Consider the following 26157-nt stretch of genomic DNA (forward strand, 5'->3'; position numbering starts at 1 on the left):
GGTGAAAAATTTAACAAATTTCCACCGCACTTTTTCTTTTTAGAGCATTAGCTTATTGAATTTTAATATTCATCTTATAGCTTGATGTAAGTTTTTTGATGGACTGTGCTTTCGGTTGTAGCACGCGCACTTCATAGCGCCCTGTTCTTGGTAAAATATATGGCGTGTTTGGTGCGAAATCATCTTCGCCGTAGATAATGGCTTCCGCTGCGCCTTTGGCCCTTAAGTTTACGGTTAAGGTTTGTCCTTCTTTGGCATAAAACGCATAGCTACGGCACTGCCAGCCTTTGATTTTTCCTGTGTAATTGGCTGATGATGCACCTTTTTTAAATTTTACGTTAGTGACTGCGCAGTTTGCAGCATAGCTTGGTACGCTAGCTAGTAGCGCAGAGCCAATCATTAAGGCAGAAAGAATGTGTTTTACTGATTTCATTATAGTTCTCCAAATTGGATTGTGATTAAGGTGAAAATTAGACCTTTGATTACAACCGAAGTTCAAAAATCTGCTTTTCGGGATTAGCACGAAAGCCCGCCATTTCTAGCAAGGATTGCTGTTGTGGATCTTGCTCCACCACCAAACGTGTGGATTGTGTATAACGCACAAACTCTTTGGCTTTGGCGATAAGTGCGGTGTAAATTTCGGTAGAATTTTGTTGTGGTAGCACAAAAATATCCGTCAGTTGCCAATAGCGTTGCAGTTGTAAGGAAGAAAGGCGAGGATAAAGCTGAATAAAACCAAGCGCTTGGTTTTGAGCGTCCACCGCAAGGAAGAAAATGCTTTCACTAAAGCGAATACGGTTGGTGAGAAATGTTAAGGTACGGTCAGGATTTTCCGCCATTCCCTGTGAAAGTCGATATTGCTCAAAAAGGGGCAGCAATAGCTCTAAATTCCATTGTTCAGCTTTAAAAATTTTCATATTGATGATTTTTTGTGAAATCCATACAGTAGATTGTAGCTTTTTAATGCACAATAATCATCTTTTCACAAAAAATTTTTTCAATTTTGCCTAAAATCAACGGAAGCGTAGAAAAAATTTGATATAGTAATGCGGTTATTTTTTGTTAATTACTATGGAGAAAAATTATGGCACGTCGTCCTTTAGTTATGGGTAACTGGAAGTTAAACGGTAGCAAAGCGTTTACCAAAGAGCTAATCGAAGGCTTAAAAGCAGAATTAGCCGGCGTAAACGGTTGTGATGTGGCAATCGCACCGCCAGTAATGTATTTAGCAGAAGCTGAAGCAGCACTTGCGGGCAGCCAAATTGCCTTAGGTGCACAAAATGTTGATGTAAATGTGCAAGGTGCGTTTACTGGTGATATTTCAACGGCAATGTTAAAAGATTTTGGTGCGAAATACATCATCATCGGCCATTCTGAACGTCGCACTTATCATAAAGAAAGCGATGAATTTATTGCGAAAAAATTTGCCGCACTGAAAGAAGCTGGTTTAGTGCCAGTGTTATGTATTGGTGAATCTGAAGCGGAAAACGAAGCAGGCAAAACGGAAGAAGTGTGCGCACGCCAAATTGATGCCGTGATCAACGCATTAGGCGTAGAAGCATTCAATGGCGCAGTCATTGCTTATGAGCCAATCTGGGCGATCGGCACAGGCAAATCAGCAACTCCAGCGCAAGCGCAAGCGGTTCACGCCTTTATTCGCGGCCATATCGCAGCAAAATCTCAAGCGGTGGCAGATCAAGTGATCATTCAATACGGCGGTTCAGTAAATGATGCCAACGCTGCAGAATTATTCACCCAGCCAGACATTGACGGCGCATTAGTGGGCGGTGCATCATTAAAAGCACCAGCTTTTGCCGTGATCGTTAAAGCGGCCGCAGCAGCGAAAAACTAATTTTTGATAATATTTAAAAATTGCACCGCAAAACCAAATTTACGGTGCAATTTTTTTAGTTATTTTCTTAATTTTTTGGCAAAAGCAATCCTTTCTTGACAATCTTCTAATAAATCTCTATAAAACGCCCTTGTTTAGACAAAAGTTTCACAAATTTACGTTAATATAATCATTAACTCGCAATTTTTAAGGATCAATAAAATGTTATCTGGAAAAGATGTGGCAATATTGGGAATGATGATTTTTTCCCTATTTTTAGGCGCAGGGAATATTATTTTCCCACCAATGGAAGGGTATCAAGCAGGGAATTTATGGTTTTGGGGCGCATTAGGCTTTTTAGTAACTGGCGTTTTTATGCCTTTTATCACCCTGATTGTGGTAACGCTAAAAGGACGTGGTGAAGCATTATCTGTAGATTTACCTAAATGGGCGCACGTTACCTTTTGGACTATCTTATATTTGGTGATCGGTTCAACCTTTGCAATGCCAAGGGTGACCAACGTGGCTTACGAAATGGCCTGGCAACCACTAAATTTAATTTCTGGCGAATATTCTCACATTATCTTTGCTACGGTATTTAACCTGATTGGAATGAGCTTTATGCTTGGTCGTAGCACAATGATTTCCAGTATTGGAAAATTTATGGCACCAACGCTGCTAGTATTATTAGTGATTGTTGCCTTTCAGGTGATTCATACGCCACTTTCCCCTGTCGTTGAACAGAGTGGCGCATATCAAGATCATTCTGCCGTAGCAACGGGATTAATTAGCGGCTATCAAACAATGGACGTACTTTCTGCAATGGCCTTTGGGGGCATTGTGGCTCGTGCTTTAGCAGTAAAAGGCGTATCTGACAACCGCGCAATCGTGCGATACACCCTTATTGCAGGGACGGTTTCTGTGGTGCTATTAAGCTTATTGTATTTCTGTTTATTCTATTTGGGGGCGACTGGTGAGCAAGTTGCGAAAACCTCAAGCAATGGCGGGCAACTTTTCGCACAATATGTTAATGCGTTATTTGGTGTAGGGGGATCGTGGATTATGAGCGGTATTGTGTTGCTCGCTAGTCTTACTACCCTTGTTGGGGTAACCAGTGCCTGTGCTGATTATTTCTCTAAATTTCATCCACGTTTAAATTATACTTTTTTTATTATTTTATTTACCATCAGTACGATTATTATTTCTGAAACTGGTTTAAACACCTTATTACGTGTAACTATTCCAGCCTTATTATTGATTTATCCGATAGCTATTATGCTTGTTGCAATGCAATTGTTACGTGAAAAACTGGGTATCAGTCGTAATGGATTTGGCTTGATTATTGCGGTAACGGCCTTATTTAGTATTTTGGACAGCTTAAAAAATATGGAATTATTACCGCACTTTATCCAAACGATGTTAGATAAAATTCCATTACACCAAGAAGGTTTAACTTGGTTGTTGCCAACTTTGTTAACAATGATTTTAAGTATCTTATTTAAAGGTAAAAAATCATAATTCGCCATACTTGCCACAACGGAGGACATTCTATGGATTTTAATCAAATTTTAAATCAAGTTTTTACTGTTGCTAAAGATCAGCTTGGTAAAACAATGAGCGGAAACTCTACCGCAGATAAAATTACCAAAGCAGGCGGTGGCGCAGCAGCCATTGGTTTACTTTCTATGTTATTAGGACGTAATGGCGGCGCAAGCCTTACCAAATTAGGCTCACTCGCGGCATTGGGAAGTTTAGCCTACCAAGCTTACCAACAATATCAGCAAAAAAATGCACAAAATTCAACCGCACTTGATGCCACACTTAGTGAAGAAGCTTTTGTCGACACTGCGGAAAAAGCGACTTCTGGGCAATTAATTTTGCAAACAATGATCGCAGCGGCCGCCGCTGATGGAGCAATCAGTGATGAAGAAAAACAACTCATCATCACCGAAGCAGGTAACGATCCTGAAGTGTATCATTGGTTACAGCAACAAATTGAACAACCCATTTCCATCGCTGAAATCGCCCAACAAGTAGGCAACGACACGGCATTGGCTTCCCAAGTTTACCTTGCGGCCCGTGTTGTGTGCGGAGAATTAGATCGCAAAGAAATTGTTTTCCTTGGCAATCTTGCTAACGCACTTCACCTTGATGACGCGCTCGTTGAACAACTAGAAAAACAAGCTGGGTTTTAAATTTTACTAAACCCATATATAACAGAAACGGTGCGTAATTGGACGCACCGTTTTTTATTTCGTCTTTACATCAAGCTCTTCTAACGATCATCATAAACCCCGCGTGAGCAAGATCACAGATTAAGAAATTAATATTAGGATTATTTCGTCAAAGTTAAGCTATATAGTTTAAAATAAATTCATAAATAACATCATATTTTTATAAAAAATTTAATTTAAAACAAAAAACTTTGTAAAAAATGGTGTTTCTTGGATAAAAATGTTTGCAATTCTATCTTTTTTTGTTGCATATTAATGTCTGACCGCTTAATCGGTTCGCTTACTAAAAGTGCGGTGTAAAAATCACACAAATTTAGTAACCCCTATAACAATTATATTTATTTAAAAAAGGAAACACAGTATGCAAACATTCACTTCATTAGAAGAATTCTTAGCTAAAGTTGAACAACGTGATGGACACCAGCCAGAGTTTTTACAAGCGGTGCGTGAAGTATTCACTTCAATTTGGCCATTCTTAGAGAAAAATCCACAATATCGTTCGCAAGCGCTTTTGGAGCGTCTTGTTGAGCCAGAGCGTTTAATCCAATTCCGTGTGGCGTGGACAGATGACAAAGGACAAGTGCAAGTAAACCGTGCTTTCCGCGTACAATTCAACAGCGCAATCGGGCCATTTAAAGGCGGAATGCGTTTCCACCCATCGGTAAACCAATCAATCTTAAAATTCTTAGGGTTTGAACAAATCTTCAAAAACGCATTAACTACATTGCCAATGGGCGGTGGTAAAGGGGGGTCAGACTTTGATCCTAAAGGCAAATCTGATGGCGAAGTAATGCGTTTCTGCCAAGCATTAATTGCTGAGCTTTATCGCCACATTGGCCCAGACACAGACGTGCCAGCAGGGGACATCGGCGTTGGCGGGCGTGAAGTGGGCTACCTTGCTGGTATGATGAAAAAATTATCAAACCAAGCAGGTTGTGTATTCACAGGTCGTGGATTGTCATTCGGTGGTAGCTTAATTCGCCCAGAAGCAACAGGTTACGGCTTAGTTTATTTCGCACAAGCAATGCTTGAAGAAAAAAATCAATCTTTCCAAGGCAAAACCGTTGTGGTTTCAGGTTCAGGTAACGTAGCACAATATGCCATTGAAAAAGCCTTACAACTTGGTGCGAAAGTGGTTACTTGTTCTGACAGCTCTGGTTATGTTTATGATGAAGCGGGCTTCACACCAGAAAAATTAGCTGCGTTAATGGAAATCAAAAACGTACAACGTGGACGTGTGAAAGATTACGCAGAAAAATTCGGCTTACAATATGTTGAAGGCGAGCGTCCTTGGGGCGTGAAAGCAGACATCGCTTTACCTTGTGCAACACAAAACGAGTTAGACCTTGCTGACGCACAAAAATTAATCGCCAATGGCGTACAACTTGTGGCAGAAGGTGCAAATATGCCAACCACTATCGAAGCAACAGACGCATTGCTTGAAGCTGGCGTATTATTCGGCCCAGGTAAAGCTGCAAACGCAGGTGGCGTGGCAACATCTGGTTTAGAAATGGCGCAAAGCTCACAACGTCTATACTGGACAGCGGAAGAAGTGGACGCAAAATTAAAACAAATTATGCTCGACATTCACGCAAACTGTAAAAAATACGGTACGGTGGAAGGCCAAGCGAACATCAATTATGTAACTGGTGCAAACATCGCAGGTTTCGTAAAAGTTGCAGATGCAATGTTAGCGCAAGGCGTTTACTAATCGATTCGTTTTCTAAACAAACAAAAGCTATCCCAAAGTGGATAGCTTTTTTCTTACATCAAATTTTCGTTAATTTTAGACCGCAGTTTTATGATTCTAAAACTTTCCAAGCACGATAGCCGTAAATTGCAATAGCAACAAAGCAGATAAGTGGTAGTACGAAAGAAACATTGACTGCTGGCATTCCAAAAATTTCGCCTTGGTCAATAAGAATGCCTTGCAATGGTGGCATTAACGCACCACCGACAATTGCCATTACTAAACCAGCTGCGCCTAAGGTGGCTTCTTCTTTTAAGCCATAAAGTGCAATGCCGTAAATGGTTGGGAACATTAGGGACATAAAGGCTGAAGTGAGAATTAAGCAATATAAACCGCCCACACCGTCAATAAAGATAACGCCAAGGATACTGAAGAAGCCGCCTAATGCGAAAAGGTATAACATTAATTCCGCTTTGAGATATTTCATAATACTGGTGCTAATAAAGCGGCTTACGATAAAAATACCCATTGCGATAATGTTGTAGTTTTGTGCTTCTGCTTTGGTGAAGCCCAAACGTTCTGCATATTGAATAATGAAAGTCCAACACATAATTTGCACACCAACATAGAACACTTGTGCAATCACCCCTTCGCGATATTTTGCTTTTGCAATTAAGCGGTTAAAGGCTTCACGGAAAGAAAGTTTTGTGCCTTGTTCAATTTTGGTTGCAGGCATTTTGTATAAACCAATCACTAACATAATCACGACTACCACAAGTCCCACTACTAAATAAGGATTGCGGATAATTTCTAAATCGTGGGTACGCACGGCGGCTTTTTCTGCTGCGGATAAGGTGTTGAAAATCAGATTACCTGCTGCATCACGTTTGTCAGATTCCAAATTCACTAACACGATTTGTGAGGCAACAAACATTCCTGTAATTGAACCGAGCGGATTAAAAGATTGCGCTAAATTCAAACGGCGAGTAGCAGTTTGTGGATCACCCATTGAAAGGATATAAGGATTCGCTGTGGTTTCCAAAAATGCTAAGCCAAAGGTTAAAATGTAAAGCGAGAATAAAAAGAAGGTAAATTGTTCATAGCGTGCCGCAGGATAGAACAAAAATGCACCCACAGCATAAAGGGCTAAACCCAGTAAAACCCCCGATTTATAGTTATAACGGCTAACAAATAATGCGGCAGGAATGGCCATTGTGCCGTAACCACCATAGAAAGCAAATTGCACTAATGCAGCTTCTGAGGCGGGAATTTCCATTACAGTTTGGAATACCGCAACCATTGGATTGGTAATATCATTGGCAAATCCCCATAGGGCAAATAGCGTGGTAATGAGGATAAATGGAACAACAAATTGCTTTTCAAGAATTTTTGCACTCATAATGTTCTCCTTGTTTGAGGTGCAAACTCACCGTGAGTTTCTTTTTGCGGTAAGAAAATAAGTTTGCTTAATCATCAACTTTATGTGAAGCAACTGCGCGATAAACTCGCTACTCCTCAATGCGTAATCCATAGGATTTGAATTTTTCTAACACCACAGCCATATCTTGTTCTGATAACAATGGGATAGGTTGTTGGGTTGAGAGTAATTGGATATACCATTTCGCTAACACTTCCACTTCCTGTGCTAACCATAAGGCTTTATCTAAATTTTCTTCAGCCGCGATTAAACCGTGGTGAGCAAGTAAAATCGCCTTGCTTTGCTTAATGCCTTCCCCCACATATTGGGCTAATTTTGCCGTGCCGAAAGTGGCATAAGGGACGCAAGGAATATGATCCGTGCCACCTACCGCAATCATATAGTGAATGGGTGGAATGGGTTTTTCCAAGATTGACACTGCTGCGCAATAAGTCGCGTGGTTATGCACCACTGCATTCACATCAGGACGTGCTTGATAAACGGCCAAATGGAAATGCCACTCGCTCGAAGGCAATTTACCTTCTTCGTGTTGCCCTTGATTGCTAACAAACACAATATCTTGTTCTGTCATTTGTTCATAAGGCGTTCCTGTTGGGGTGATCAACATTCCATCTTGGTAACGCACACTGATATTGCCCGCAGTGCCTTGATTTAAACCTAATCTTGTCATTTCAAGGCAAGTATCAATAATCTTGCGGGAAAGTTGTTGTCTGTTCATTTTATTCTTCTCCTTACTACAATTTTTTAGGGAAATACTGGGGTTACCCCTTTTTTCAAAATAATATTGCCGTATTTTGCACATTCGCCTGTAACCACCACGGCATAGGCTTGTTTGGCTCGATCGTAAAAATCAAAACGGTCAATACGGGCTAATTTCGGTAAATTTTGCACCGCACTTTGAGTTTGTGCAGATTTCTGTAATGCCGTTTCAATCGCGTTGAGATAACGGGCTTCCACGCTAGGATCAAGGCTATCCCCTTGCACGGCTTGCATCATAATCAGTGGCGCATCTACATAGCTGTCAAATTCAAATAACGGCGTGATCCCCGTTAATAACGTATCAATGCCAAGGCCATCAGCACGCAAAATACGATGGTGGACTTGGTGTGCGGGGAAATGCGCATCAGCAAGCACAATTTCTTCGCCGTGTCCCATTTCAGCAAGCACCTTCAATAATTCAGGGGAAAGGGCTGGGTGAATACCTTTTAACATTATTTGTTCTCCATCAGTTGTTGATAAAGTGCGGTGTGATTTGAAGGGAAAATGCGTTGTTTGTTTGGCTGCATTTCACCTTGCGCTTGTTGTACATTGTCATACACACCAACGCCCGCCAGGGTAAACATTGCCGCACCTAACACGGTGCTTTCTGCCACGTCCACAATATCAATAGGTAAATTCAGCACATCAGCACGAATTTGATTCCACAGACGATTTTTAGAACCGCCACCCACGCAAATTAAGCTCTCCGCTTTGAAATGGCTGACTTGTTGCAGAATATCTAAGCCTGCTTTAAGTTGATAAGCCATATATTCCAACGCCGCACGATAAATTTGCCCACGCGAGCTGTGCATTGAAAGTCCGACAATTTGCCCGAAACCTTGTCCGTTATCCGCAGGATTAAACTTGCCACTAAAGCGAATGCCTTGTGATCCCACCGGTGCTGCTGCACCCTCTGCGATCATTGTTGGGTAATATTCTTCCGTGCCTTTTACATCGGCAAAGAAAGTTTTGCCTACCCATTCCATCACACCAGAACCAATCCATTGCACTGCTGGATTAAAGCAATGAGATTGTGCGTCAAATTCCGTGGTTAAGCCTTGTGGCACAAATTCAATGTGTGGTTCGGCTTTTTCGGTGCGCGCCATTAAAATCTCCCAAGTGCCTGAACTTAGCACCGGTTGATTTAATCCTGCGCCTGAGCCAAAAACCGCAAACTGGGTATCGTGTCCGCAAGAAATCACCGGAATAGGATTTAACCCTAGCTGCTGACAAAGTGCGGTGGATAACACGCCAATTTTTTCACCTGCACTCACCATTGGTGGAAAATGTGTTTCTTGTAGCCCTAACACATTTAGCACTTCCGTATCCCAAGTTTGTCTTTGCAAATCGGTCATCATTGAGGTGCCAGCCATTGTGCGATCGGTGCTAAAAACGCCTGTTAAACGTTGGTTAAGCATTGATGAAATGAACACAAATTTATCCATTTTTTGCAAAATTTCAGGCTCATTTTCTTTTAGCCATAACAGTTTAAATAGGGTGTTAAAACTGTATTGCCCAATTCCGTTCCGTTGATAAAGTGCGTTCACATCAAGGTATTGTGCAAGATTTTCCATAATGGAAATGGTGCGTGGACATTGCCAAGAAATAATCGGGTAAAGCTGATTTCCAGCCTCATCGAAAGGTGCGCCATCTACACCAAAGGTGGTAACACCAATCCCCACAATGTCTTGCAAAGAATGAGATTGTTTGAGCTGAGTTAAGGTTTTTTCGGCACAAATTAACAACTTCTGCCAGATTTCTTCAATATCCCAAATATAAAAATGCGGATACTGCGGATCAGGTTGAGCGCGATTTGGCTGATGATGAGAGGCCAAAATCTTGCCCTTTTGATCAATAGCAATAGTGCGTAAATTGGTTGCGCCACAATCAAAAATCAGTGCGATTGCCATAAAACCTCCGAGAGTTCTATTTCAAAAGTGCGGTCAAAAAACACCGCACTTTTCCTTTAGCTATTATTTATAAAGTGGCCCAAAGTTTGCGCAAGCACGGTAATCTTGCCCTTCTTTGTCTTGACCAAAGCCATTCCACGCACTTGGGCGGAAAATATCTTGTTCAGCCACATTGTGCATACACACAGGAATACGCAACATTGATGCAAGGGTGATGAGATCCGCACCTGTGCCTGTTAAGCGCGGTACGAACCACGTGCAAGGCCAAGTTTCGTTGGTGCGTTTCATTAGGGTGTCGTGAACCTCAGCTGGCAAATCTATCGACCAACCTTCTGCAATTTGTAGCACTGGGCCAATGCCGCGAATAATATTTAAACGGTGCATCGTAAATGGCATTCCGCCTTTGGTGAGATATTGTGATGAGTAACCACCGCCACGGAAATATTCATACACCGCAGGACACCAACGGGTGTTTTCCACGCAGCGTTTGCCGTCTTCTTCTGTTACCTCCCAAGCTGGTTTAATGACAGGATTGCCTTTGTCATCTGTATGCTGACCTGTGCCGTCTAAGGCAGCAGAACCGGAGTTAATCAAATGGATAAAGCCACTTTCTGGGCGGAAGCCAGTGGCTCGTTCCACAGCATCAGGGCTCCAATAGGTACGCACATCGGCAAAGATTTGCGCTTGCCCAGTAAGCTGATTACCAAACAGCATACATACGCCATTGAGAGAATCATTTTCCGTAGCAAGAATGTAAGGTGGGCGAACCCCGTTCCAGTCGTAGGTGGAGTTAAGAATAGCTTCCATAAAATCACCATTTGGCATATGGTCTGTCCAATGACGTTGTCCTTGGAAACCTGCCGCAATCGCGTTATGTCCAAGGGCTTCTTCACCATAATTGAGCTGCGCTAATTTTTCATTGCCAGCCATCAGATCACGCGTGATGATTGCCATTTTCACCACATTTTCCCAAAGCTGTGCTTTTTGTTCTGGGCTATCTTGATGATCTGGGTGATTGACATCAACGCCTTCTTTGCAATAGGCTTTCACCCATTGCAGTGCCAGTTCCACTTCTTCCTCATCATAAATTTTGCGGTCAAGACGGCGTTTGATTTCGCTCATATCCACATATTCATTGCGCATTCCTAAATATTCTTGGAAGAATTTTTGATCCACGATAGATCCTGCAATTCCCATAGAAACAGAACCGATAGAAAGATAGGATTTGCCGCGAATGGTCGCCACAGTCAGTGCGGCGCGAGCAAAGCGTAGGAGTTTTTCTTTAACATCTTCAGGAATACTGGTATCAGAGGCTTCTTGCACTTCTGTGCCATAAATAGAAAAGGCAGGTAAGCCCATTTGTGAATGGCCGGCTAATGCGGCAGCTAAATAAACAGCACCTGGGCGTTCTGTGCCATTGAATCCCCAAATAGCTTTTGGCATATGCGGATCCATATCAATGGTTTCTGAACCATAGCACCAACAAGGGGTAACGGTAATCACTGCGCCAACATTGGCAAGTTTAAATTTTTCTGCACAAGCAGCGGCTTCGGCCACGCCACCAATACAAGTATCTGCGATAACACATTCCACAAATGAACCGTCCGTATGGCGAATATGGCTTTCTAATAAATTGGCAACGGATTTAGCCATATTCATCGTTTGATCTTCGAGCGATTCACGCACGCCCATACGGCGGCCATCAATGGTTGGGCGAATGCCAATTCTAATTGGGGCTGATTTTAATACTGTCATTGTGTTTTCCCTCTATACTAAGCCGAGCTTTATTCCGCTATGGGTATTGTGTTGAATAAAGTCAGCAAGATTTATTGAAAAAGTACGACTTGGGTAAAATGAATTGCTTTCATCGCGCATACGGCAAGAATGGAACGGTGGAGCAATATCGTTATGCAATGTGCTGCATCAACTTTATTGTTCAATAAATCAGAAAAAGAGAATAGTTTTTTAGCAAGTTTGTGTGATTTTTGCGGAATAGATCACAAAAAATGACCGTTTATAGCAAAATAAAATGCCCGATTTAACATTTAATTATTAAATCGGGCATTTTTTACTTTAAAGAGCGGTCAAAAAGCGAGATGAATTTCTTGTTCTTTACAATAATTTTGTAAACTTTCATTCGGCGCTTGATCGGTGAATAAAATGTCTAACTGAGAAAGCTCTCCCAGTTTTATAAGATTTTTACGCTCAAATTTAGAGCTATCCAATAATAAGAATTTCTGCGCTGAGGCATCAATTAATTTGCGTTTGATGGACGCATTCAGTTCATTAGATTCCCAAATTGCCCCACTGCTGTCCACCCCAGTACAAGAAAAAACACATAAATCAATATGCAAACGAAGCAAAAGCTGCTCCGAAAGTGGGCCATAAAAAGCGGCATATTTTGCCGAATAAACACCGCCTGTGGCAATGGTTGTAACATTAGGTTTATTAACTAAGGCATTGATATTATGCATAGAATTGGTAACAACAGTGCAAGGAATATCAGGAATCAGCTGCGCAAAGTGCCAGCTACTGGAACTCGCATCTAAGCCGATTACCGCCCCCTCAAACACATAATCCACCACCTGCTGTGCAATATACTTTTTAGCTTCAGAATTTAAACGTTGTCTTGCTTGAAATGAGCGACCAATATCCTTTGATTGGCTGCTCATTGCACCTCCGTGTACACGATGTAACAAGCCTTTTTGATTTAATGCTCGCAAATCTCGGCGAATGGTTTCCACCGACACACCAAACTGCTGAGCAAGCTCATTAACATTCACTTTCCCTACTGAATTGACAAGCTGTAAAATTTGCGACGTTCTTGTTGGCATTATTCCTCCAAACGGTCAAAACAGTCATTCGGGCATTATAAATTAATACCCATTCCCCTGCGCATTCGTTCCTTTTACAATGGCAACGCCAGCGCTTACGCCTAGACGGGTTGCGCCAGCGTTGAGCATTGCTAGTGCGGTGGCGGTGTCGCGGATGCCGCCTGAGGCTTTTACTTCCACCTTGTCGCCTACGGTTTGCTTCATCAGTGCAACATCTTCAACTGTTGCGCCGCCGGTGCTAAAACCTGTGGAAGTTTTGACAAATGCCACCTTGAGCGCTTTGCAGATTTCGCAAGCCTTGATGATTTCTTCTTTGGTTAGTAGGCAGGTTTCTAAAATCACTTTTAGGGTTTTGCCTTGGCAAGCTGCAAGCACGGTGGCAATATCTTGTTCCACCGCTTGCCATTGATGGGCTTTGGCAAGGCCAATGTTGATCACCATATCAATTTCATCTGCTCCCGCATTAATGGCTTGTGCCGCTTCAAAGGCTTTCACTTGGCTTAAATTTGCCCCTAAGGGAAAGCCAACAACGGTGCAAATTTTCACCGCACTTTTCTCTTTGCCATTTTGTGTGAGTGCCTGCTTAGCCAGTGGAATATAGGCGGAGTTTATGCACACGGAACAAAATTGGTGTTCAATCGCTTCTTGACATAAGTTAAGAATATCTTGTGGGGTTTTATCTGCGCCAAGGGCGGTGTGGTCAATGTATTTGGCAATATCTTGTGGTTGCATTGTGTGTCCTTAATCTTGTCTGGATTTGTGCTATATCATAACCTAAAAGAGGTGGTGAGCGCGAAATTTCTTTAGCCCTTATGCGCAAAATCCTTTAGAATAAACGGCAATATTGAAATCAAATGAGGATTGAAAAATGATTATTGTAACTGGCGGCGCAGGCTTTATTGGCAGTAACATCGTTAAAGCGTTAAACGAGATTGGACGCACAGATATTTTAGTGGTGGACGATTTAAAAGACGGCACAAAATTCGTCAATTTAGTGGATTTGGATATTGCGGATTATTGCGATAAAGACGACTTTATTGCGTCCATTATGGCAGGCGATGATTTAGGCGATATTGATGTGATCTTCCACGAGGGGGCGTGTTCTGCCACCACGGAATGGGACGGCAAATTCGTGATGGAAAACAATTATGAATATTCCAAAGAGCTATTACATTATTGTTTAGATCGCCAAATTCCTTTCTATTATGCCTCCAGTGCCGCCACCTACGGCGACAGCGACACCTTTGTGGAAGCCCGAGAATTTGAAAAACCGTTGAATGTGTATGGCTACTCAAAATTCTTGTTCGATGAATATGTGCGTAAGATTTTACCTGAGGCACAATCGCCCGTCTGTGGTTTCAAATATTTCAATGTGTACGGGCCAAGAGAGCAGCACAAAGGCAGTATGGCAAGCGTAGCATTCCACCTCAACAATCAAATTTTGAAAGGGGAAAATCCAAAATTATTCGCAGGTAGCGAGCATTTCTTGCGTGATTTCGTTTATGTTGGTGATGTGGCAGCGGTAAATATTTGGTGCTGGCAACAGGGCATTTCGGGCATTTACAATTGCGGAACGGGCAAAGCGGAAAGTTTTGAGGCGGTAGCGCAAGCGGTATTGAAATTCCACGGCAAAGGGCAAATTGAAACGATCCCCTTCCCAGAACATTTAAAAAGCCGTTACCAAGAATACACCCAAGCGGATCTCACCAAACTGCGCGCCACGGGCTATGACAAGCCATTTAAAAACGTCGCCGAAGGCGTGGCGGAATATATGGCGTGGTTGAATAAATAACATAACTACGCAATTAAATCAGATGTAGGGGCGAACCTATGTGTTCGCCCAAAATAAACAGGATTAATCGTAAAAAATTAGCAAAAATCCCACCGCACTTTTATTTTTAACCAAATAGAAAAGTGGTGAGAAATTGGCGATTTTTGAGTGAGTGAGCGAACATAGCGTTCCCCCGACAATTGATATAATTCACACATTAATGAGAACCGCAGAATGAACATCTTAGTAATTGGCCCATCTTGGGTTGGCGATATGATGATGTCGCACAGTTTATATCAATGCTTAAAACAGCAATATCCTGATTGCCAAATTGATGTGCTTGCGCCCAATTGGTGTAAACCCTTGTTGGAAAGAATGCCAGAAGTCAGACGCGCGCTCACAATGCCCATTGGACACGGCACCTTTGGCTTGAAACAGCGCTATGAAATTGGAAAAAGCCTAAGAAATCAATATGATATGGCGATTGTATTGCCAAACTCGCTCAAATCTGCGTTTATTTCTGTGTTTGCCAAAATTGCCTGCCGCCGTGGTTGGAAAGGGGAAAGCCGTTATTTCTTTTTGAATGATTTACGCGCCAATAAAAATGATTACCCAATGATGGTGCAGCGCTATGTGGCATTGGCTTATGAAAAAAACGCTGTGCCAACGGCAGCACAAATGACCTTTCCTTATCCTTATTTACAGGTGAGTAGCCAACAAATCGAGCAAACCAAAAGCCATTTCCACGCACAACTTGCACAGGCAGAAAATCGTCCCGCAATTGGTTTTTGTCCGGGTGCGGAGTTTGGCCCTGCCAAGCGCTGGCCGCATTATCATTATGCTGCGCTTGCTCAAATGCTGATTGAAAAAGGTTACAGCATTCGTCTGTTTGGTTCAGCAAAAGATGAACAAGTGGGCGATGAAATTCGTGCCAGTCTGCCAGAAAATTTGCAGCCTTATTGCTTAAATTTAGCGGGACAAACCAGCCTTAATCAAGCGGTAGATTTAATCGCAGATTGCCAAGGCGTGGTTACCAACGATAGCGGATTAATGCACGTTGCGGCGGCGGTGCAGCGTCCGCTTGTAGCGCTTTATGGCCCAACTAGCCCGCAATACACCCCACCATTATCCCATCAAGCGGTGATTATTCGCTTGCAAAAAGGCGGTTTAGAAAAAATTCGCAAGGGCAAAGACAGTACGGAGGGCTATCATCAAAGCCTAATCGACATCACCCCTGCGATGGTAATGGAAAAATTAAGCGAAATTTTACCGCACTTTGATCTGGCATAAATAAGGCAGCACGATGCGAATTTGCTTAGTAAAAACCTCTTCAATGGGCGATGTGATCCACACCTTGCCTGCATTGACCGATGCGCAAAAAGCTTTGCCTCATTTACAAGTGGATTGGGTGGTGGAAGAAAATTTCGCGGAAATTCCTACTTGGCATTCGGCGGTGAAACAGGTGATCCCCGTTGCCATTCGCCGTTGGCGCAAACAGCTTTTACAACGCAAAACTTGGCAAGAATGGCAAGCCTATCGTCAATTATTGCAACAAAATCAATATGATGCAGTGATTGATGCACAAGGCTTAGTGAAAAGCGCATTGTTCGCCGTGCGTCTAGCGCAAGGGGCAAAGCACGGTTACGATAAACATTCCGCACGCGAGTCTTTGGCAGCCTTATTTTATGATGAGCGCTATGCCATTGATTATCAGCAACACGCCGTAGAACGCATTCGCCAGTTATTTGCGCAAGCCTTGGGCTATGCGCTTCCGAACCAACAAGGGGATTATGGCATTGCACAGCATTTTCCCGTGCAACAAAGCCTGCCGCCTTATGTGTTGTTGATTCACGCCACCACGCGAGCGGATAAGCATTGGTGTAATCAAGAATGGAAAAAATTAGCGCAAAATATCACCGCACTTGGGCTTGCCGTGCATTTGCCTTGGGGAAATGAGAAAGAAAAACAGGCAGCAGAATGGATCGCGCAAGGCATTGAAAATGCCGTTGTTCTGCCGAAAATGGATCTCACCGCCTTAGCCCAGCATATTGCCAATGCCCAAGCGGTAGTTTCCGTAGATACTGGGTTGGCGCATCTCACCGCCGCCTTGGATAAACCGAACATCACCCTTTATGGCGCAACCAACCCAGATTTAATCGGCACTTACGGCAAAAATCAATATCACCTACAAGCGCCCACAATGGCGCAGATTTCTGCCGAAGCCGTATTGCAGCGCTTACGCCCTTTGCTTTAATTTGATTTTAACGCCCCTTGCAAGCGCCCTTGATTTTCACGCAATAATTGCACCGCACTTGGATAATCCAAGTCCGCCAGTAACATTAAGATGGCTACTTTTGCATTGTTATGCGCGGCGCTAAGGGTTTGTTCTGCTTGTTCAGCAGTGCAATCTGTCGCCTGCATTACGATACGCACAGCACGCGCCACTAATTTTTGATTGCTGGCTTGCACGTCCACCATTAAATTTTGGTAGCATTTCCCCATTAGCACCATACTGGCAGTGGTGAGCATATTCAGCACCAGTTTTTGCGCCGTGCCAGATTTTAAGCGGCTTGAGCCAGTTAGCACCTCCGCGCCTACCGCAGTGATAATGGCAATTTCCGCCACCTGTGCCATCGGTGAATTGGCGTTGCTAGCAATGGCCACCGTGGTCGCACCTAAGGATTTCGCATAATCCAAGCCGCCTAGCACATAAGGCGTGCGGCCGCTGGCAGCAATGCCGACCAAAATATCTTTCTCATTAAAATCAATTTCTTGCAAATTTTCCACCGCACTTTGTGGATTATCTTCCGCCCCTTCAATGGGGTGGCGCAAAGCACGTTCGCCCCCAGCGATAATGCCTTTTACTATTTCACTGGAAACCCCAAATGTTGGCGGACATTCTGACGCATCAAGCACGCCTAAACGCCCACTTGTGCCAGCCCCGAGATATACCAAACGCCCCCCTTGCTGGAACGCCTGCACGATTTTTTCCACCGCCGCGGCAATTTGTGGCAAGCATTTTTCGATAGCCAACGGCACGTTTTTGTCTTCCGCATTCATTAATTGCACAATTTCCAACGCCGAAAGCTCGTCCAAATTCATTGAGTTTGGATTACGTTGTTCCGTGCTAAGTTGCGAAAGTTGATTGAGTAATGGGTTGTTTTTCATTTTTTATCTCTTTGGTTTTTTTGGGGAATATAGCGTTCCCGATTTTCAAATCTCCCCTAACCCCTCTTTGCTAAAGAGGGGGATTGCTCTTTAGTAAAATTGCTCTCAGTGCGACAAATTTTCCACTGATCTTTTTGTGAATAGGGATTGATAATTTGCGAGCAACTGTATTCCGCTAAAAAGCAAAAATATACAAATTCGTTAATTAAAGCGCGTGAGCGTCCCATTGCGAACCATCGCGGACAATCGCATTTAAAATGGTTAGAAGCTTACGCATACAGGCGTTAATCGCCACTTTGAACGCCTTACCATTAGCCCGTAAGCGTTCGTAAAATTGTTTGAGTTTAGGCTCAAAACGCACGCAAACAAATGTGGCCATATACAGCGCATTTCGCACGGCTTTGCGACCACCTGAACAGCGGCTTTTCCATTTGGTGTTACCGCTTTCTTTCGGATGTGGCGCAACGCCAACAAGCGAAGCAATTTGTTTATGTGTGTATTGACCTAACTCAGGCAACATTGACATCAAAACGGCTATCGTTTGTGTGCCTAACCCTTTGATGTCTTTAAACTTTTTTATTGTATCGTCAAAATGTTTGAGATGCTGTTCGATTTCACTATCCAGCTCATCAATACGCAGACAGAGATAGTCGATATGCTGCTCAACACTGAGTCGTTGTGTGGAATGGACTTGTTCAAGGCGGTTTTTCTCCGCGGAACGCATTTCAACAAGCTGGTTACGGCGTGAAACAAGGGCTTCAAGCTGTTCTTGCTCGGGAGTCGGTGGTATGTAAAGCTGTTGCGCTACATTATCACGCATTGCGAGCATCTGGGCGTAAAAAGCCAACATTTTGGCGTCTTTATTGTCGGTTTTTGCTAGTGACTGCGACATCGCAAACTGATTGGTTTGTCGCGGGTTGGCAATCACCACACGAAAGCCTGCGTGGTGGAGTGCTTTAGCTAATGGAAGTTCAAGCCCACCGGTGCTTTCAAGGACAATTAAGTCCACACTGAAACGACGTAAATACTCAATGGTATGCGCAATCCCTTTCGGGTTGTTGGTTTCGGTCTTTGTTCGTTTTTGGTTAGAAAGCCCAATGACGAAATGACGTTTAGCAACATCAATACCACAATAAGTTTGTTCATTCATCATTAACCTGCCTTGCATTCGGGTTTAAGTCTGGCAACTGTTCGGTTTTTTGGTGAAATGTTATCTGCTCTCATTGCTACAACTCGGTTTGTTGCCTAGGGTGGGCGCGAGATGCAGATAACGGGGTTTTGTTGCTATTTTATATTAATTTTAATATACAAGGGGCGTATTGCATACGCCCCTTAAATTTAAATCCTAAAAAGGGCGCGTGCAACACGCCCCTACAATACCTCACCCTGTGGTAAAAAATCCATAAGTTTTACACCGCTCTTTTTTATGATTTTTTTCTCTCAGAGCGTCAAATTACCCTCATTAAAATCCCCTCTTTAGTAAAGAGGGGTTAGGGGAGATTTGTCCAATGGCTTTAATTATCCTTAGGATAAATCACCCCTAAACTCACCGCTTTTGTTGCGCCGGTAACGCTCGGTTCGTTGGAGGGTAAATTTTCCATTCGGCGGTAAGCTAACCACGCAAAGGCGGCGGCTTCTAGGTAGTCCGCGTCTAAGCCATAATCTGTGGTGGTGGCGATTTGCCAATCGGGCAGTAAACGTTGCAAGTGCGCCATAATGACAGGGTTTTTCGCACCGCCGCCGCAGACTAATAATAAACAAGGAAGCGTGTTGTGTTGGCTTAAATGTTGCAGATCTTGCGCGGTGCATTGTGCGGTAAATTCTGCCAGTGTTGCTTGCACATCTTGGGGGAGAAGTGCGGTGTGTTTTTGCAGAATTTTTTCTAGCCAAGCTAAATTAAATAACTCTCGCCCAGTGCTTTTTGGGGCAGGCAAGGAAAAATAAGGATCTGCCAACAAATCTTGCAATAATGCAGGATTGCTTTGCCCTGTTTTCGCCCATTCACCATTTTTATCATAGCTTTTTCCCTGATGTTTGGCGATCCAACTATCTAGCAATGCATTGCCCACGCCTGTGTCGTAACCTAGCACTGGCTGGTTTGGGATTAGCACAGAAATATTGCTAATCCCACCAATATTCAGCACCACGGTATTTCGCGTAGGATCAGCAAACACATTGTGGTGGAATGCAGGCACGAGTGGCGCGCCCTGTCCGCCATAAGCCATATCTTTACGGCGAAAATCAGCCACGGTAGTAATGTCTGTACGAGCAGCGATAATATTGGCATCGCCTAATTGCCAAGTAAAGGGCGATTGCCCTTGCGGTGCGTGCCAAATGGTTTGCCCGTGGCAGCCTACCGCCTGAATTTGTTCTGCGCTAAGAGAGTGTTTCGCCAAAAACTGGTTAATGCTTTCTGCATAAAGTACGCCAAGTTGATGATCTAGTTCGCCAATTTGCTGTAACGAGCCTTGCCCTTGCTGGCAAAGTGCGGTGAGATTTTGGCGCAAATTTTCTGGCATTGGCACAAAATCTGTGGCGACCACTTGCGCAGGCTGAGTGGAAAAATCCATTAGGGCGAGATCCACGCCGTCAAGGCTCGTGCCAGACATCACGCCAAGGTAATAATGGGGTTGCATAAACATTTCCATAGAAAATTTGAATTGGCGATATTCTATTATAAAATAGCGCAGATTTTTATCTTAAACCGACAGAACAAGGATTTTTATGAAAAATTTAAGCGTAGTGATTTTGGCTGCAGGCAAAGGCACAAGAATGTATTCCGATTTGCCAAAAGTGTTGCATAAAGTTGCAGGCAAGCCAATGGTTAAGCACGTTATTGATACAGCAAAACAGCTCAATGCCGATAATATTCATTTAATTTATGGCCACGGTGCAGAATTATTACAACAACACCTTGCCGATGAAAATGTAAATTGGGTGCTGCAACCTGTGCAACTTGGTACAGGACACGCAATGCAACAGGCAGCACCATTTTTCGCTGATGATGAAAATATCGTAATGCTTTATGGCGATGCACCACTTATCACCGCGCAAACCTTGCAAAAACTGATTGATGCCAAACCAGAAAACGGTATTGCCTTATTGACTGCGCATTTGGACGATCCAACAGGCTACGGACGGATTATTCGTCAAGACGGCAATGTAGTTGCCATTGTTGAGCAAAAAGATGCCACGCCAGAACAATTAGCCATTCAAGAAGTGAATACCGGCGTAATGGTTTCCAGTGGCGCGAGTTTCAGAAAATGGCTAGCAAAATTGGATAACAACAATGCGCAAGGCGAATATTATATGACTGATGTGATTAAATTCGCCAACCAAGACGGCTGCAAAGTGGCTGCTGTGCAAGCGCAAGATTTAATGGAAGTGGAAGGTGCAAATAACCGATTACAACTGGCTGAGCTTGAGCGTTATTATCAACGTAAACAAGCGGAAAAATTATTGCTAGCGGGCGTGAGCTTGCGTGATCCAAACCGTTTTGATTTGCGTGGCGAAATCACCCACGGTAAAGATGTGGAAATTGACGTGAATGTGATTATTGAAGGCACCGTCAAATTGGGTAATCGTGTCAAAATTGGCGCAGGTTGCGTGATCAAAAACTGTGTGATTGGCGATGATGTAGAAATCAAACCTTATTCTGTATTTGAAGATGCTGTGATTGGCGAAGAAGCGAAAATTGGGCCTTTTGCCCGCCTTCGCCCCGGTACAGAACTTGCCGCACAAACCCATATCGGCAACTTTGTGGAAGTGAAAAAATCACAAATTGGCAAAGGCTCGAAAGTGAACCACCTAAGCTATGTGGGCGATAGCGAAATTGGCGCAAATTGTAATATCGGCGCAGGTACCATCACTTGTAACTATGACGGTGTAAACAAATTCAAAACCGTAATTGGTGATGATGTGTTCGTAGGTTCAGACAGCCAACTGGTTGCCCCAGTAACCATCGCCAAAGGCGCAACCATCGGCGCAGGCACAACCGTTACCAAAGATATTGCAGAAAATGAACTGGTGATCTCACGCGTCCCACAACGTAATATCCAAGGCTGGAAACGCCCAACTAAAAAATAAGTGTAGAAGTGATCTGCTCCCTAAAAATTGGATAGCCTCCACAGATTAAGGAGCAGATTTTTATGCGAAAACATTATTCAATAGACTTTAAACTGCAAGCAATTTCATTAGTTTCTGAATAATGAGTATGCGTCAAGAAACGGAATATTTAATTTCCTAGCTGTCTAGGATTTTGGGGGCCGACTACGCATTTTTATTCTTCGCTTTTCACCTTATCCCAAAGTACATCTAATTCTTCAAGAGTGCTATTTTGTAGCGATTTACCTTGTTGTTGGGCGAGGGTTTCCAGTTGGCGGAAACGACGTTCAAATTTTTGGTTGGCTTTGCGTAAGGTTTCTTCTGGGGAGCAATGTAGATGACGGCTTAAATTGGCAACGGCAAAGAGCAGATCACCGATTTCTTCTTCAATTTTTGCCTGATCTTGTTGTGGGCGGGTAAGCTCGGCTTGTACTTCTTGTAATTCTTCTTGCACTTTGGCGATCACAGGTTGCACGTTATCCCAATCAAATCTTACTTTGGCACAGCGTTTCTGTAATTTTTCTGCGCGCATTAGGGCTGGGAAAGCGTGGGGAATGTTGTCTAAAATGGACTGACGAGTTTTGTTTTCTTCCGCTTTAACCTTGTTCCAATGGCTCAGTGCTTCTTGTTCGTTGTGGGCTTTTTCTTCACCAAAAACGTGTGGGTGGCGGCGCAGAATTTTTTCTGCCACTTCATTGACCACATCATCAAAGGTGAACAAGTTATCTTCTTTGGCTAGTTGGCTGAAAAAGACCACTTGGAGCAATAAATCGCCCAGTTCTTCGCGCAAATTTTCCGTGTTTTGCTGTTCGATGGCTTCAACCACTTCATAGCTTTCTTCTAATAAGCAAGGGATCATTGATTGATAGGTTTGTTCCAGATCCCAAGGGCAGCCGCCATTTGGGTTGCGTAGTTGGGCGATGAGTTGTAGAAAATCTTGGATATTGTGTTTCATTTTTTACTCGTTTGTACTTTTTTACTTGTTAAGGTTAGGCTGAATGACGATTATCATAGCATAATTGATGAGTGCTGAGGTTAAAGGTGGGTTAAACAGGCGTTAAGTTATGGTGTTAAATTATTGAAAAGTGCGGTGGTTTTTTTCTGAAAATGTGATCTAGTGCATATTTTTTTCGCCATACTAGTGATAGTATGGGAAAAAATTGATTAGCCACTCAGATAAGTAAGGAGTTAGTTATGTATAAACACGTTTTAGTCGCAGTAGATCTTTCTGAGGAAAGTACTTTCTTAGTGGAAAAAGCAGCAGGTGTTGCACAACGGAATGAAGCAAAATTATCGATCATTCACGTAGATGTAAACTTTTCCGATCTTTATACTGGGTTGATCGATGTGAATATGTCATCAATGCAAGATCGTATTTCCACCGAAACACATCAAGCATTGGTTAGTTTGGCGGATCAGGCCAGTTATCCTGTATCTGAGAAGTTAAGTGGTAGCGGTGATTTAGGCCAAGTATTGGCTGATGCCATTGATAAATATGATGTGGATTTATTGGTTACAGGACATCACCAAGATTTCTGGAGCAAATTAATGTCTTCAACCCGTCAAGTGATGAATACGATCAATATTGATATGTTAGTTGTACCGCTGCGTGATGAATAAATTTTGACGAAAAAAGCGAAGAATTGATCATTTAATCTGCATTTTAGAGCGATTTATTTTTGTTTTAAGATGCAGATTATTTTTTCTCTTGAAAAATGTTTTTTCTAAATTTTAAAAGTATGACAAAATAAGCCCCATTTATCGAATAAGCAAGATAACATAAGGCAGTTTAATGAAAACAACGGCAGAAATAAGAAAGTCTTTTTTAGATTTTTTCCATAGCAAAGGCCATCAAGTGGTGCCAAGTAGTTCCCTTGTGCCTGAAAATGATCCAACATTATTGTTCACCAACGCGGGAATGAACCAATTTAAAGATGTATTTCTTGGTTTAGACAAGCGTCCTTACAGCCGTGCGACAACCGCACAACGCTGTGTGCGCGCAGGTGGAAAACATAACGATTTAGAAAACGTAGGCTATACCGCGCGTCATCACACTTTCTTTGAAATGCTCGGTAATTTCAGTTTTGGTGATTATTTTAAACAAGACGCGATTCATTTTGCGTGGGAATATCTCACATCCGATGCGTGGTTAGGTTTACCAAAAGAGAAACTTTGGGTAACCGTGTACGAAACCGATGATGAGGCCTATGACATTTGGCACAACCAAGTTGGCGTGCCAGCAGAACGCATTATTCGTATTGGTGATAATAAAGGCGCGCCTTATGCGTCAGATAATTTCTGGCAAATGGGCGATACTGGCCCGTGCGGCCCTTGTACCGAGATTTTCTACGATCACGGTGATCATATTTGGGGTGGCCCACCAGGTTCACCTGAAGAAGACGGCGATCGCTATATTGAGATCTGGAATATCGTATTTATGCAGTTCAACCGCCAAGCAGACGGCACAATGGAAAAATTGCCAAAACCGTCTGTGGATACAGGAATGGGCTTAGAGCGTATTACTGCCGTGTTACAGCACGTTAATTCCAACTACGATATTGATATTTTTAAAACACTTATCGCAAAAGCGGCAGAATTAACAGGCGAGAAAGATTTAGGTAATAAATCCTTGCGCGTTATCGCAGACCATATTCGTTCGTGCGCTTATTTGATCGCAGACGGCGTATTGCCATCTAACGAAGGGCGCGGTTATGTGTTGCGCCGTATTATCCGCCGTGCGGTACGCCACGGACATTTACTTGGCGCGAAAGAAGCCTTTTTCTACAAACTTGTGCCAACTCTTGCAGAAGTGATGGCAGAAGCTGGTCAAGAGATCAAAGAAAACCAAGCGCATATCGAAAAAATCTTACGCTTAGAAGAAGAACAATTTGCGCGCACTTTAGAGCGTGGTTTAGCGCTATTAGATGATGCCTTAAGCCAAGTGAAAGACGGCGTGCTTTCTGGTGAAGTGGCATTCAAACTTTATGATACCTTTGGTTTCCCACTGGATCTTACAGCCGATGTGTGCCGTGAACGTGGCATTACTATCGATGAAGCAGGCTTTGAGCGTGAAATGGAAGCGCAACGCCAGCGCGCGCAATCAGCCAGCCAGTTTGGTATGGATTATAACAATGTGATTCGCGTGGACGGCTCAACGGAATTTGAAGGTTATAGCGAATCAAAAAGTCGCGCAAAAATTACCGCACTTTTCTATGAGGGCAAACCAGTAGAGCAAATCAGCGCGGGACAAAATGCGGTGGTTATTTTGGAAAATACCCCGTTTTATGCGGAGTCTGGCGGCCAAGTGGGGGATACAGGGCGTTTAGAAGGACAAGATTTCTTGTTTAACGTTACTGATACGCAAAAATATGGCCAAGTGTTTGGGCATATTGGCGGTGTAGCGGAAGGCACACTGAGCGTAGGGCAATTTGTAGATGCGGTTGTTGATGTGGCACGCCGTAAACAAATTTCCTTAAATCACAGTGCAACGCATTTGTTACACGCGGCCTTACGCCAAGTGTTAGGCAACCACGTTGCACAAAAAGGTTCATTGGTATCAAACAATTTATTGCGTTTTGACTTTGCACAACCTGAAGCGATTTCTAAAGAACAGTTGTTTGAAGTGGAAAAATTAGTCAACCAACAAGTGCGCGCTAATCACCCTATTCAAACAGAAATTATGGATTTAGATGCCGCGAAAGCAAAAGGGGCAATGGCATTATTTGGTGAAAAATACGCCGAACAAGTGCGTGTTCTCACAATGGGCGATTTTTCCATTGAACTTTGCGGCGGAATTCACGCCCAATATACTGGTGAGATTGGTTTATTCAAAATCATCAGTGAAAGCGCCATTGCGGCGGGTATTCGCCGTATTGAGGCGGTAACAGGCGAAACTGCCATTGATTGGCTTCACCAACAGCTTGGTGTGCTAACTCAAAGTGCAGACTTATTAAAATCTGATGTTTCTTCGCTGACGGATAAAATCCAACAATTACAAGACAAAGCGAAGAAAGCAGAAAAAGAATTGCAACAATTCAAAGAGAAAGCTGCGATGCAAGCTGGATCGGATATTGCAAAAAGTGCGGTGAAAATTAACGGTGTTTCTGTCGTATTACAGCAACTTGATGGAATGGATACCAAGTCATTGCGAGTGATGGTTGATGATTTGAAAAATCAACTTGGATCTGCGGTGATTGCCTTTGTTTCTGTATTTGAAGGTAAAGTAAATTTAGTGGTAGGCGTAACTGCTGATTTAACTGCAAAAGTCAAAGCAGGTGAGCTTGTTAATCTGATGGCTCAGCAAGTAGGCGGAAAAGGCGGTGGTCGTCCTGATATGGCAATGGCAGGCGGTTCACAACCTGAGAATGTCGAAAAAGCCCTTGCCGTTTGCGCTGACTGGTTAAATTCTCACTTATAAA

At 43.1% G+C, this 26157-nt stretch carries 23 protein-coding genes; 10 read left to right on the forward strand and 13 right to left on the reverse strand.

The features are described 5' to 3' along the window. Window positions 1–52: 52 nt before the first annotated feature. Together DYC50_RS01880 and DYC50_RS01885 are read right to left on the reverse strand one after the other, a co-directional pair. The gene (locus DYC50_RS01880; protein ID WP_115248773.1) at window positions 53–433 is read right to left on the reverse strand and encodes a hypothetical protein; all 381 of its coding nucleotides are present in this window, start codon (window positions 431–433) and stop codon (window positions 53–55) included. Between the two features lie 49 nt (window positions 434–482). After that, window positions 483–917 carry a GNAT family N-acetyltransferase gene (locus DYC50_RS01885; RefSeq protein ID WP_115248774.1) on the reverse strand — a complete coding sequence of 145 codons (435 nt, stop codon included), beginning with the start codon at window positions 915–917 and terminating at the stop codon, window positions 483–485. Between the two features lie 167 nt (window positions 918–1084). On the opposite strand from DYC50_RS01885, the gene tpiA reads away from it, so the two are divergent. From tpiA to gdhA, 4 genes are all read left to right on the forward strand, one after another. Continuing rightward, on the forward strand, window positions 1085–1852 hold the full coding sequence (gene tpiA / locus DYC50_RS01890; protein WP_017805179.1) for a triose-phosphate isomerase: 768 nt from the start codon (window positions 1085–1087) through the stop codon (window positions 1850–1852). A 201-nt stretch (window positions 1853–2053) separates the two neighbouring features. Further along, window positions 2054–3349: a branched-chain amino acid transport system II carrier protein gene (gene brnQ / locus DYC50_RS01895; protein WP_115248775.1), complete on the forward strand. Its 1296-nt coding sequence runs from the start codon at window positions 2054–2056 to the stop codon at window positions 3347–3349. Between the two features lie 32 nt (window positions 3350–3381). Then, a complete protein-coding gene (locus tag DYC50_RS01900) occupies window positions 3382–4026 on the forward strand; it encodes a tellurite resistance TerB family protein (RefSeq protein WP_115248776.1) in 645 nt (214 codons plus the stop codon). A gap of 400 nt (window positions 4027–4426) precedes the next feature. Further along, window positions 4427–5776 (forward strand): NADP-specific glutamate dehydrogenase, encoded by a 1350-nt coding sequence (gene gdhA / locus DYC50_RS01905; RefSeq protein WP_115248777.1) that lies wholly within the window; start codon window positions 4427–4429, stop codon window positions 5774–5776. A gap of 88 nt (window positions 5777–5864) precedes the next feature. Here gdhA and fucP read toward each other — a convergent pair whose 3' ends face one another. From fucP to deoC, 7 genes are all read right to left on the reverse strand, one after another. Further along, on the reverse strand, window positions 5865–7154 hold the full coding sequence (fucP, locus tag DYC50_RS01910; protein ID WP_115248778.1) for an L-fucose:H+ symporter permease: 1290 nt from the start codon (window positions 7152–7154) through the stop codon (window positions 5865–5867). 109 nt (window positions 7155–7263) lie between these two features. Then, complete coding sequence (gene fucA, locus DYC50_RS01915) at window positions 7264–7911, reverse strand: L-fuculose-phosphate aldolase (protein WP_115248779.1); 648 nt, start codon at window positions 7909–7911, stop codon at window positions 7264–7266. Window positions 7912–7937: 26 nt separating this feature from the next. Continuing rightward, the gene (gene fucU, locus DYC50_RS01920; RefSeq protein WP_115248780.1) at window positions 7938–8405 is read right to left on the reverse strand and encodes an L-fucose mutarotase; all 468 of its coding nucleotides are present in this window, start codon (window positions 8403–8405) and stop codon (window positions 7938–7940) included. Next, window positions 8405–9862, reverse strand: a complete 1458-nt coding sequence (fucK, locus tag DYC50_RS01925; protein WP_115248781.1) for an L-fuculokinase — start codon at window positions 9860–9862, stop codon at window positions 8405–8407. Before fucK ends, fucU begins: the two co-directional genes overlap by 1 nt. A 63-nt stretch (window positions 9863–9925) precedes the next feature. Continuing rightward, on the reverse strand, window positions 9926–11617 hold the full coding sequence (gene fucI / locus DYC50_RS01930) for an L-fucose isomerase (RefSeq protein WP_115248782.1): 1692 nt from the start codon (window positions 11615–11617) through the stop codon (window positions 9926–9928). A 329-nt stretch (window positions 11618–11946) separates the two neighbouring features. Continuing rightward, window positions 11947–12696 carry a DeoR/GlpR family DNA-binding transcription regulator gene (locus DYC50_RS01935; RefSeq protein ID WP_103853483.1) on the reverse strand — a complete coding sequence of 250 codons (750 nt, stop codon included), beginning with the start codon at window positions 12694–12696 and terminating at the stop codon, window positions 11947–11949. Between the two features lie 42 nt (window positions 12697–12738). Then, a complete protein-coding gene (gene deoC, locus DYC50_RS01940) occupies window positions 12739–13428 on the reverse strand; it encodes a deoxyribose-phosphate aldolase (protein WP_115248783.1) in 690 nt (229 codons plus the stop codon). Between the two features lie 136 nt (window positions 13429–13564). Between deoC and rfaD the strand changes: the two genes are divergently transcribed. The 3 genes from rfaD (at window position 13565) to rfaC (ending at window position 16721) form a co-directional block, all read left to right on the forward strand. Beyond that, window positions 13565–14488, forward strand: a complete 924-nt coding sequence (rfaD, locus tag DYC50_RS01945) for an ADP-glyceromanno-heptose 6-epimerase (protein WP_115248784.1) — start codon at window positions 13565–13567, stop codon at window positions 14486–14488. A 213-nt stretch (window positions 14489–14701) separates the two neighbouring features. Then, window positions 14702–15757, forward strand: coding sequence for a lipopolysaccharide heptosyltransferase II (waaF, locus tag DYC50_RS01950; protein ID WP_115248785.1), 1056 nt, complete (start codon window positions 14702–14704; stop codon window positions 15755–15757). 13 nt (window positions 15758–15770) lie between these two features. Beyond that, window positions 15771–16721 carry a lipopolysaccharide heptosyltransferase RfaC gene (gene rfaC / locus DYC50_RS01955; RefSeq protein ID WP_115248786.1) on the forward strand — a complete coding sequence of 317 codons (951 nt, stop codon included), beginning with the start codon at window positions 15771–15773 and terminating at the stop codon, window positions 16719–16721. Here rfaC and murQ read toward each other — a convergent pair. The 3 genes from murQ to DYC50_RS01970 all read right to left on the reverse strand — a co-directional run bounded on the left by murQ (window position 16718) and on the right by DYC50_RS01970 (window position 20271). Next, window positions 16718–17635, reverse strand: a complete 918-nt coding sequence (gene murQ / locus DYC50_RS01960; protein ID WP_115248787.1) for an N-acetylmuramic acid 6-phosphate etherase — start codon at window positions 17633–17635, stop codon at window positions 16718–16720. The two genes, rfaC and murQ, sit on opposite strands and share 4 nt — an antisense overlap. Window positions 17636–17840: 205 nt before the next feature. Next, window positions 17841–18788 carry an IS110 family transposase gene (locus tag DYC50_RS01965; protein ID WP_172459059.1) on the reverse strand — a complete coding sequence of 316 codons (948 nt, stop codon included), beginning with the start codon at window positions 18786–18788 and terminating at the stop codon, window positions 17841–17843. A gap of 361 nt (window positions 18789–19149) precedes the next feature. Next, window positions 19150–20271: an anhydro-N-acetylmuramic acid kinase gene (locus DYC50_RS01970; RefSeq protein WP_425451058.1), complete on the reverse strand. Its 1122-nt coding sequence runs from the start codon at window positions 20269–20271 to the stop codon at window positions 19150–19152. A gap of 88 nt (window positions 20272–20359) precedes the next feature. Between DYC50_RS01970 and glmU the strand changes: the two genes are divergently transcribed. After that, the gene (glmU, locus tag DYC50_RS01975) at window positions 20360–21721 is read left to right on the forward strand and encodes a bifunctional UDP-N-acetylglucosamine diphosphorylase/glucosamine-1-phosphate N-acetyltransferase GlmU (protein ID WP_115248789.1); all 1362 of its coding nucleotides are present in this window, start codon (window positions 20360–20362) and stop codon (window positions 21719–21721) included. Window positions 21722–21914: 193 nt separating this feature from the next. Here glmU and mazG read toward each other — a convergent pair whose 3' ends face one another. Further along, a complete protein-coding gene (mazG, locus tag DYC50_RS01980) occupies window positions 21915–22694 on the reverse strand; it encodes a nucleoside triphosphate pyrophosphohydrolase (protein ID WP_115248790.1) in 780 nt (259 codons plus the stop codon). A 239-nt stretch (window positions 22695–22933) separates the two neighbouring features. On the opposite strand from mazG, the gene uspA reads away from it, so the two are divergent. Beyond that, window positions 22934–23359 (forward strand): universal stress protein UspA, encoded by a 426-nt coding sequence (uspA, locus tag DYC50_RS01985; protein WP_115248791.1) that lies wholly within the window; start codon window positions 22934–22936, stop codon window positions 23357–23359. Between the two features lie 172 nt (window positions 23360–23531). Next, entirely contained in the window at window positions 23532–26156 is a 2625-nt protein-coding gene (alaS, locus tag DYC50_RS01990) for an alanine--tRNA ligase (RefSeq protein ID WP_115248792.1), read from the forward strand. Window position 26157: the final 1 nt, after the last annotated feature.

The sequence above is a fragment of the Avibacterium avium genome (assembly GCF_900454535.1).
Classification (GTDB): domain Bacteria; phylum Pseudomonadota; class Gammaproteobacteria; order Enterobacterales; family Pasteurellaceae; genus Avibacterium; species Avibacterium avium.

Coding starts and splice junctions, on each gene's coding strand:
- DYC50_RS01965 (WP_172459059.1), bottom strand. CDS start 18,788: ATGATGAATGAACAAACTTATTGTGGTATTGATGTTGCTAAACGTCAT.
- fucI (WP_115248782.1), bottom strand. CDS start 11,617: ATGACAGTATTAAAATCAGCCCCAATTAGAATTGGCATTCGCCCAACC.
- fucA (WP_115248779.1), bottom strand. CDS start 7,911: ATGAACAGACAACAACTTTCCCGCAAGATTATTGATACTTGCCTTGAA.
- fucU (WP_115248780.1), bottom strand. CDS start 8,405: ATGTTAAAAGGTATTCACCCAGCCCTTTCCCCTGAATTATTGAAGGTG.
- brnQ (WP_115248775.1), top strand. CDS start 2,054: ATGTTATCTGGAAAAGATGTGGCAATATTGGGAATGATGATTTTTTCC.
- DYC50_RS01885 (WP_115248774.1), bottom strand. CDS start 917: ATGAAAATTTTTAAAGCTGAACAATGGAATTTAGAGCTATTGCTGCCC.
- fucK (WP_115248781.1), bottom strand. CDS start 9,862: ATGGCAATCGCACTGATTTTTGATTGTGGCGCAACCAATTTACGCACT.
- murQ (WP_115248787.1), bottom strand. CDS start 17,635: ATGAAAAACAACCCATTACTCAATCAACTTTCGCAACTTAGCACGGAA.
- DYC50_RS01900 (WP_115248776.1), top strand. CDS start 3,382: ATGGATTTTAATCAAATTTTAAATCAAGTTTTTACTGTTGCTAAAGAT.
- DYC50_RS01970 (WP_425451058.1), bottom strand. CDS start 20,271: ATGCAACCCCATTATTACCTTGGCGTGATGTCTGGCACGAGCCTTGAC.
- alaS (WP_115248792.1), top strand. CDS start 23,532: ATGAAAACAACGGCAGAAATAAGAAAGTCTTTTTTAGATTTTTTCCAT.
- gdhA (WP_115248777.1), top strand. CDS start 4,427: ATGCAAACATTCACTTCATTAGAAGAATTCTTAGCTAAAGTTGAACAA.
- deoC (WP_115248783.1), bottom strand. CDS start 13,428: ATGCAACCACAAGATATTGCCAAATACATTGACCACACCGCCCTTGGC.
- rfaC (WP_115248786.1), top strand. CDS start 15,771: ATGCGAATTTGCTTAGTAAAAACCTCTTCAATGGGCGATGTGATCCAC.
- glmU (WP_115248789.1), top strand. CDS start 20,360: ATGAAAAATTTAAGCGTAGTGATTTTGGCTGCAGGCAAAGGCACAAGA.
- DYC50_RS01880 (WP_115248773.1), bottom strand. CDS start 433: ATGAAATCAGTAAAACACATTCTTTCTGCCTTAATGATTGGCTCTGCG.
- DYC50_RS01935 (WP_103853483.1), bottom strand. CDS start 12,696: ATGCCAACAAGAACGTCGCAAATTTTACAGCTTGTCAATTCAGTAGGG.
- uspA (WP_115248791.1), top strand. CDS start 22,934: ATGTATAAACACGTTTTAGTCGCAGTAGATCTTTCTGAGGAAAGTACT.
- tpiA (WP_017805179.1), top strand. CDS start 1,085: ATGGCACGTCGTCCTTTAGTTATGGGTAACTGGAAGTTAAACGGTAGC.
- waaF (WP_115248785.1), top strand. CDS start 14,702: ATGAACATCTTAGTAATTGGCCCATCTTGGGTTGGCGATATGATGATG.
- rfaD (WP_115248784.1), top strand. CDS start 13,565: ATGATTATTGTAACTGGCGGCGCAGGCTTTATTGGCAGTAACATCGTT.
- fucP (WP_115248778.1), bottom strand. CDS start 7,154: ATGAGTGCAAAAATTCTTGAAAAGCAATTTGTTGTTCCATTTATCCTC.
- mazG (WP_115248790.1), bottom strand. CDS start 22,694: ATGAAACACAATATCCAAGATTTTCTACAACTCATCGCCCAACTACGC.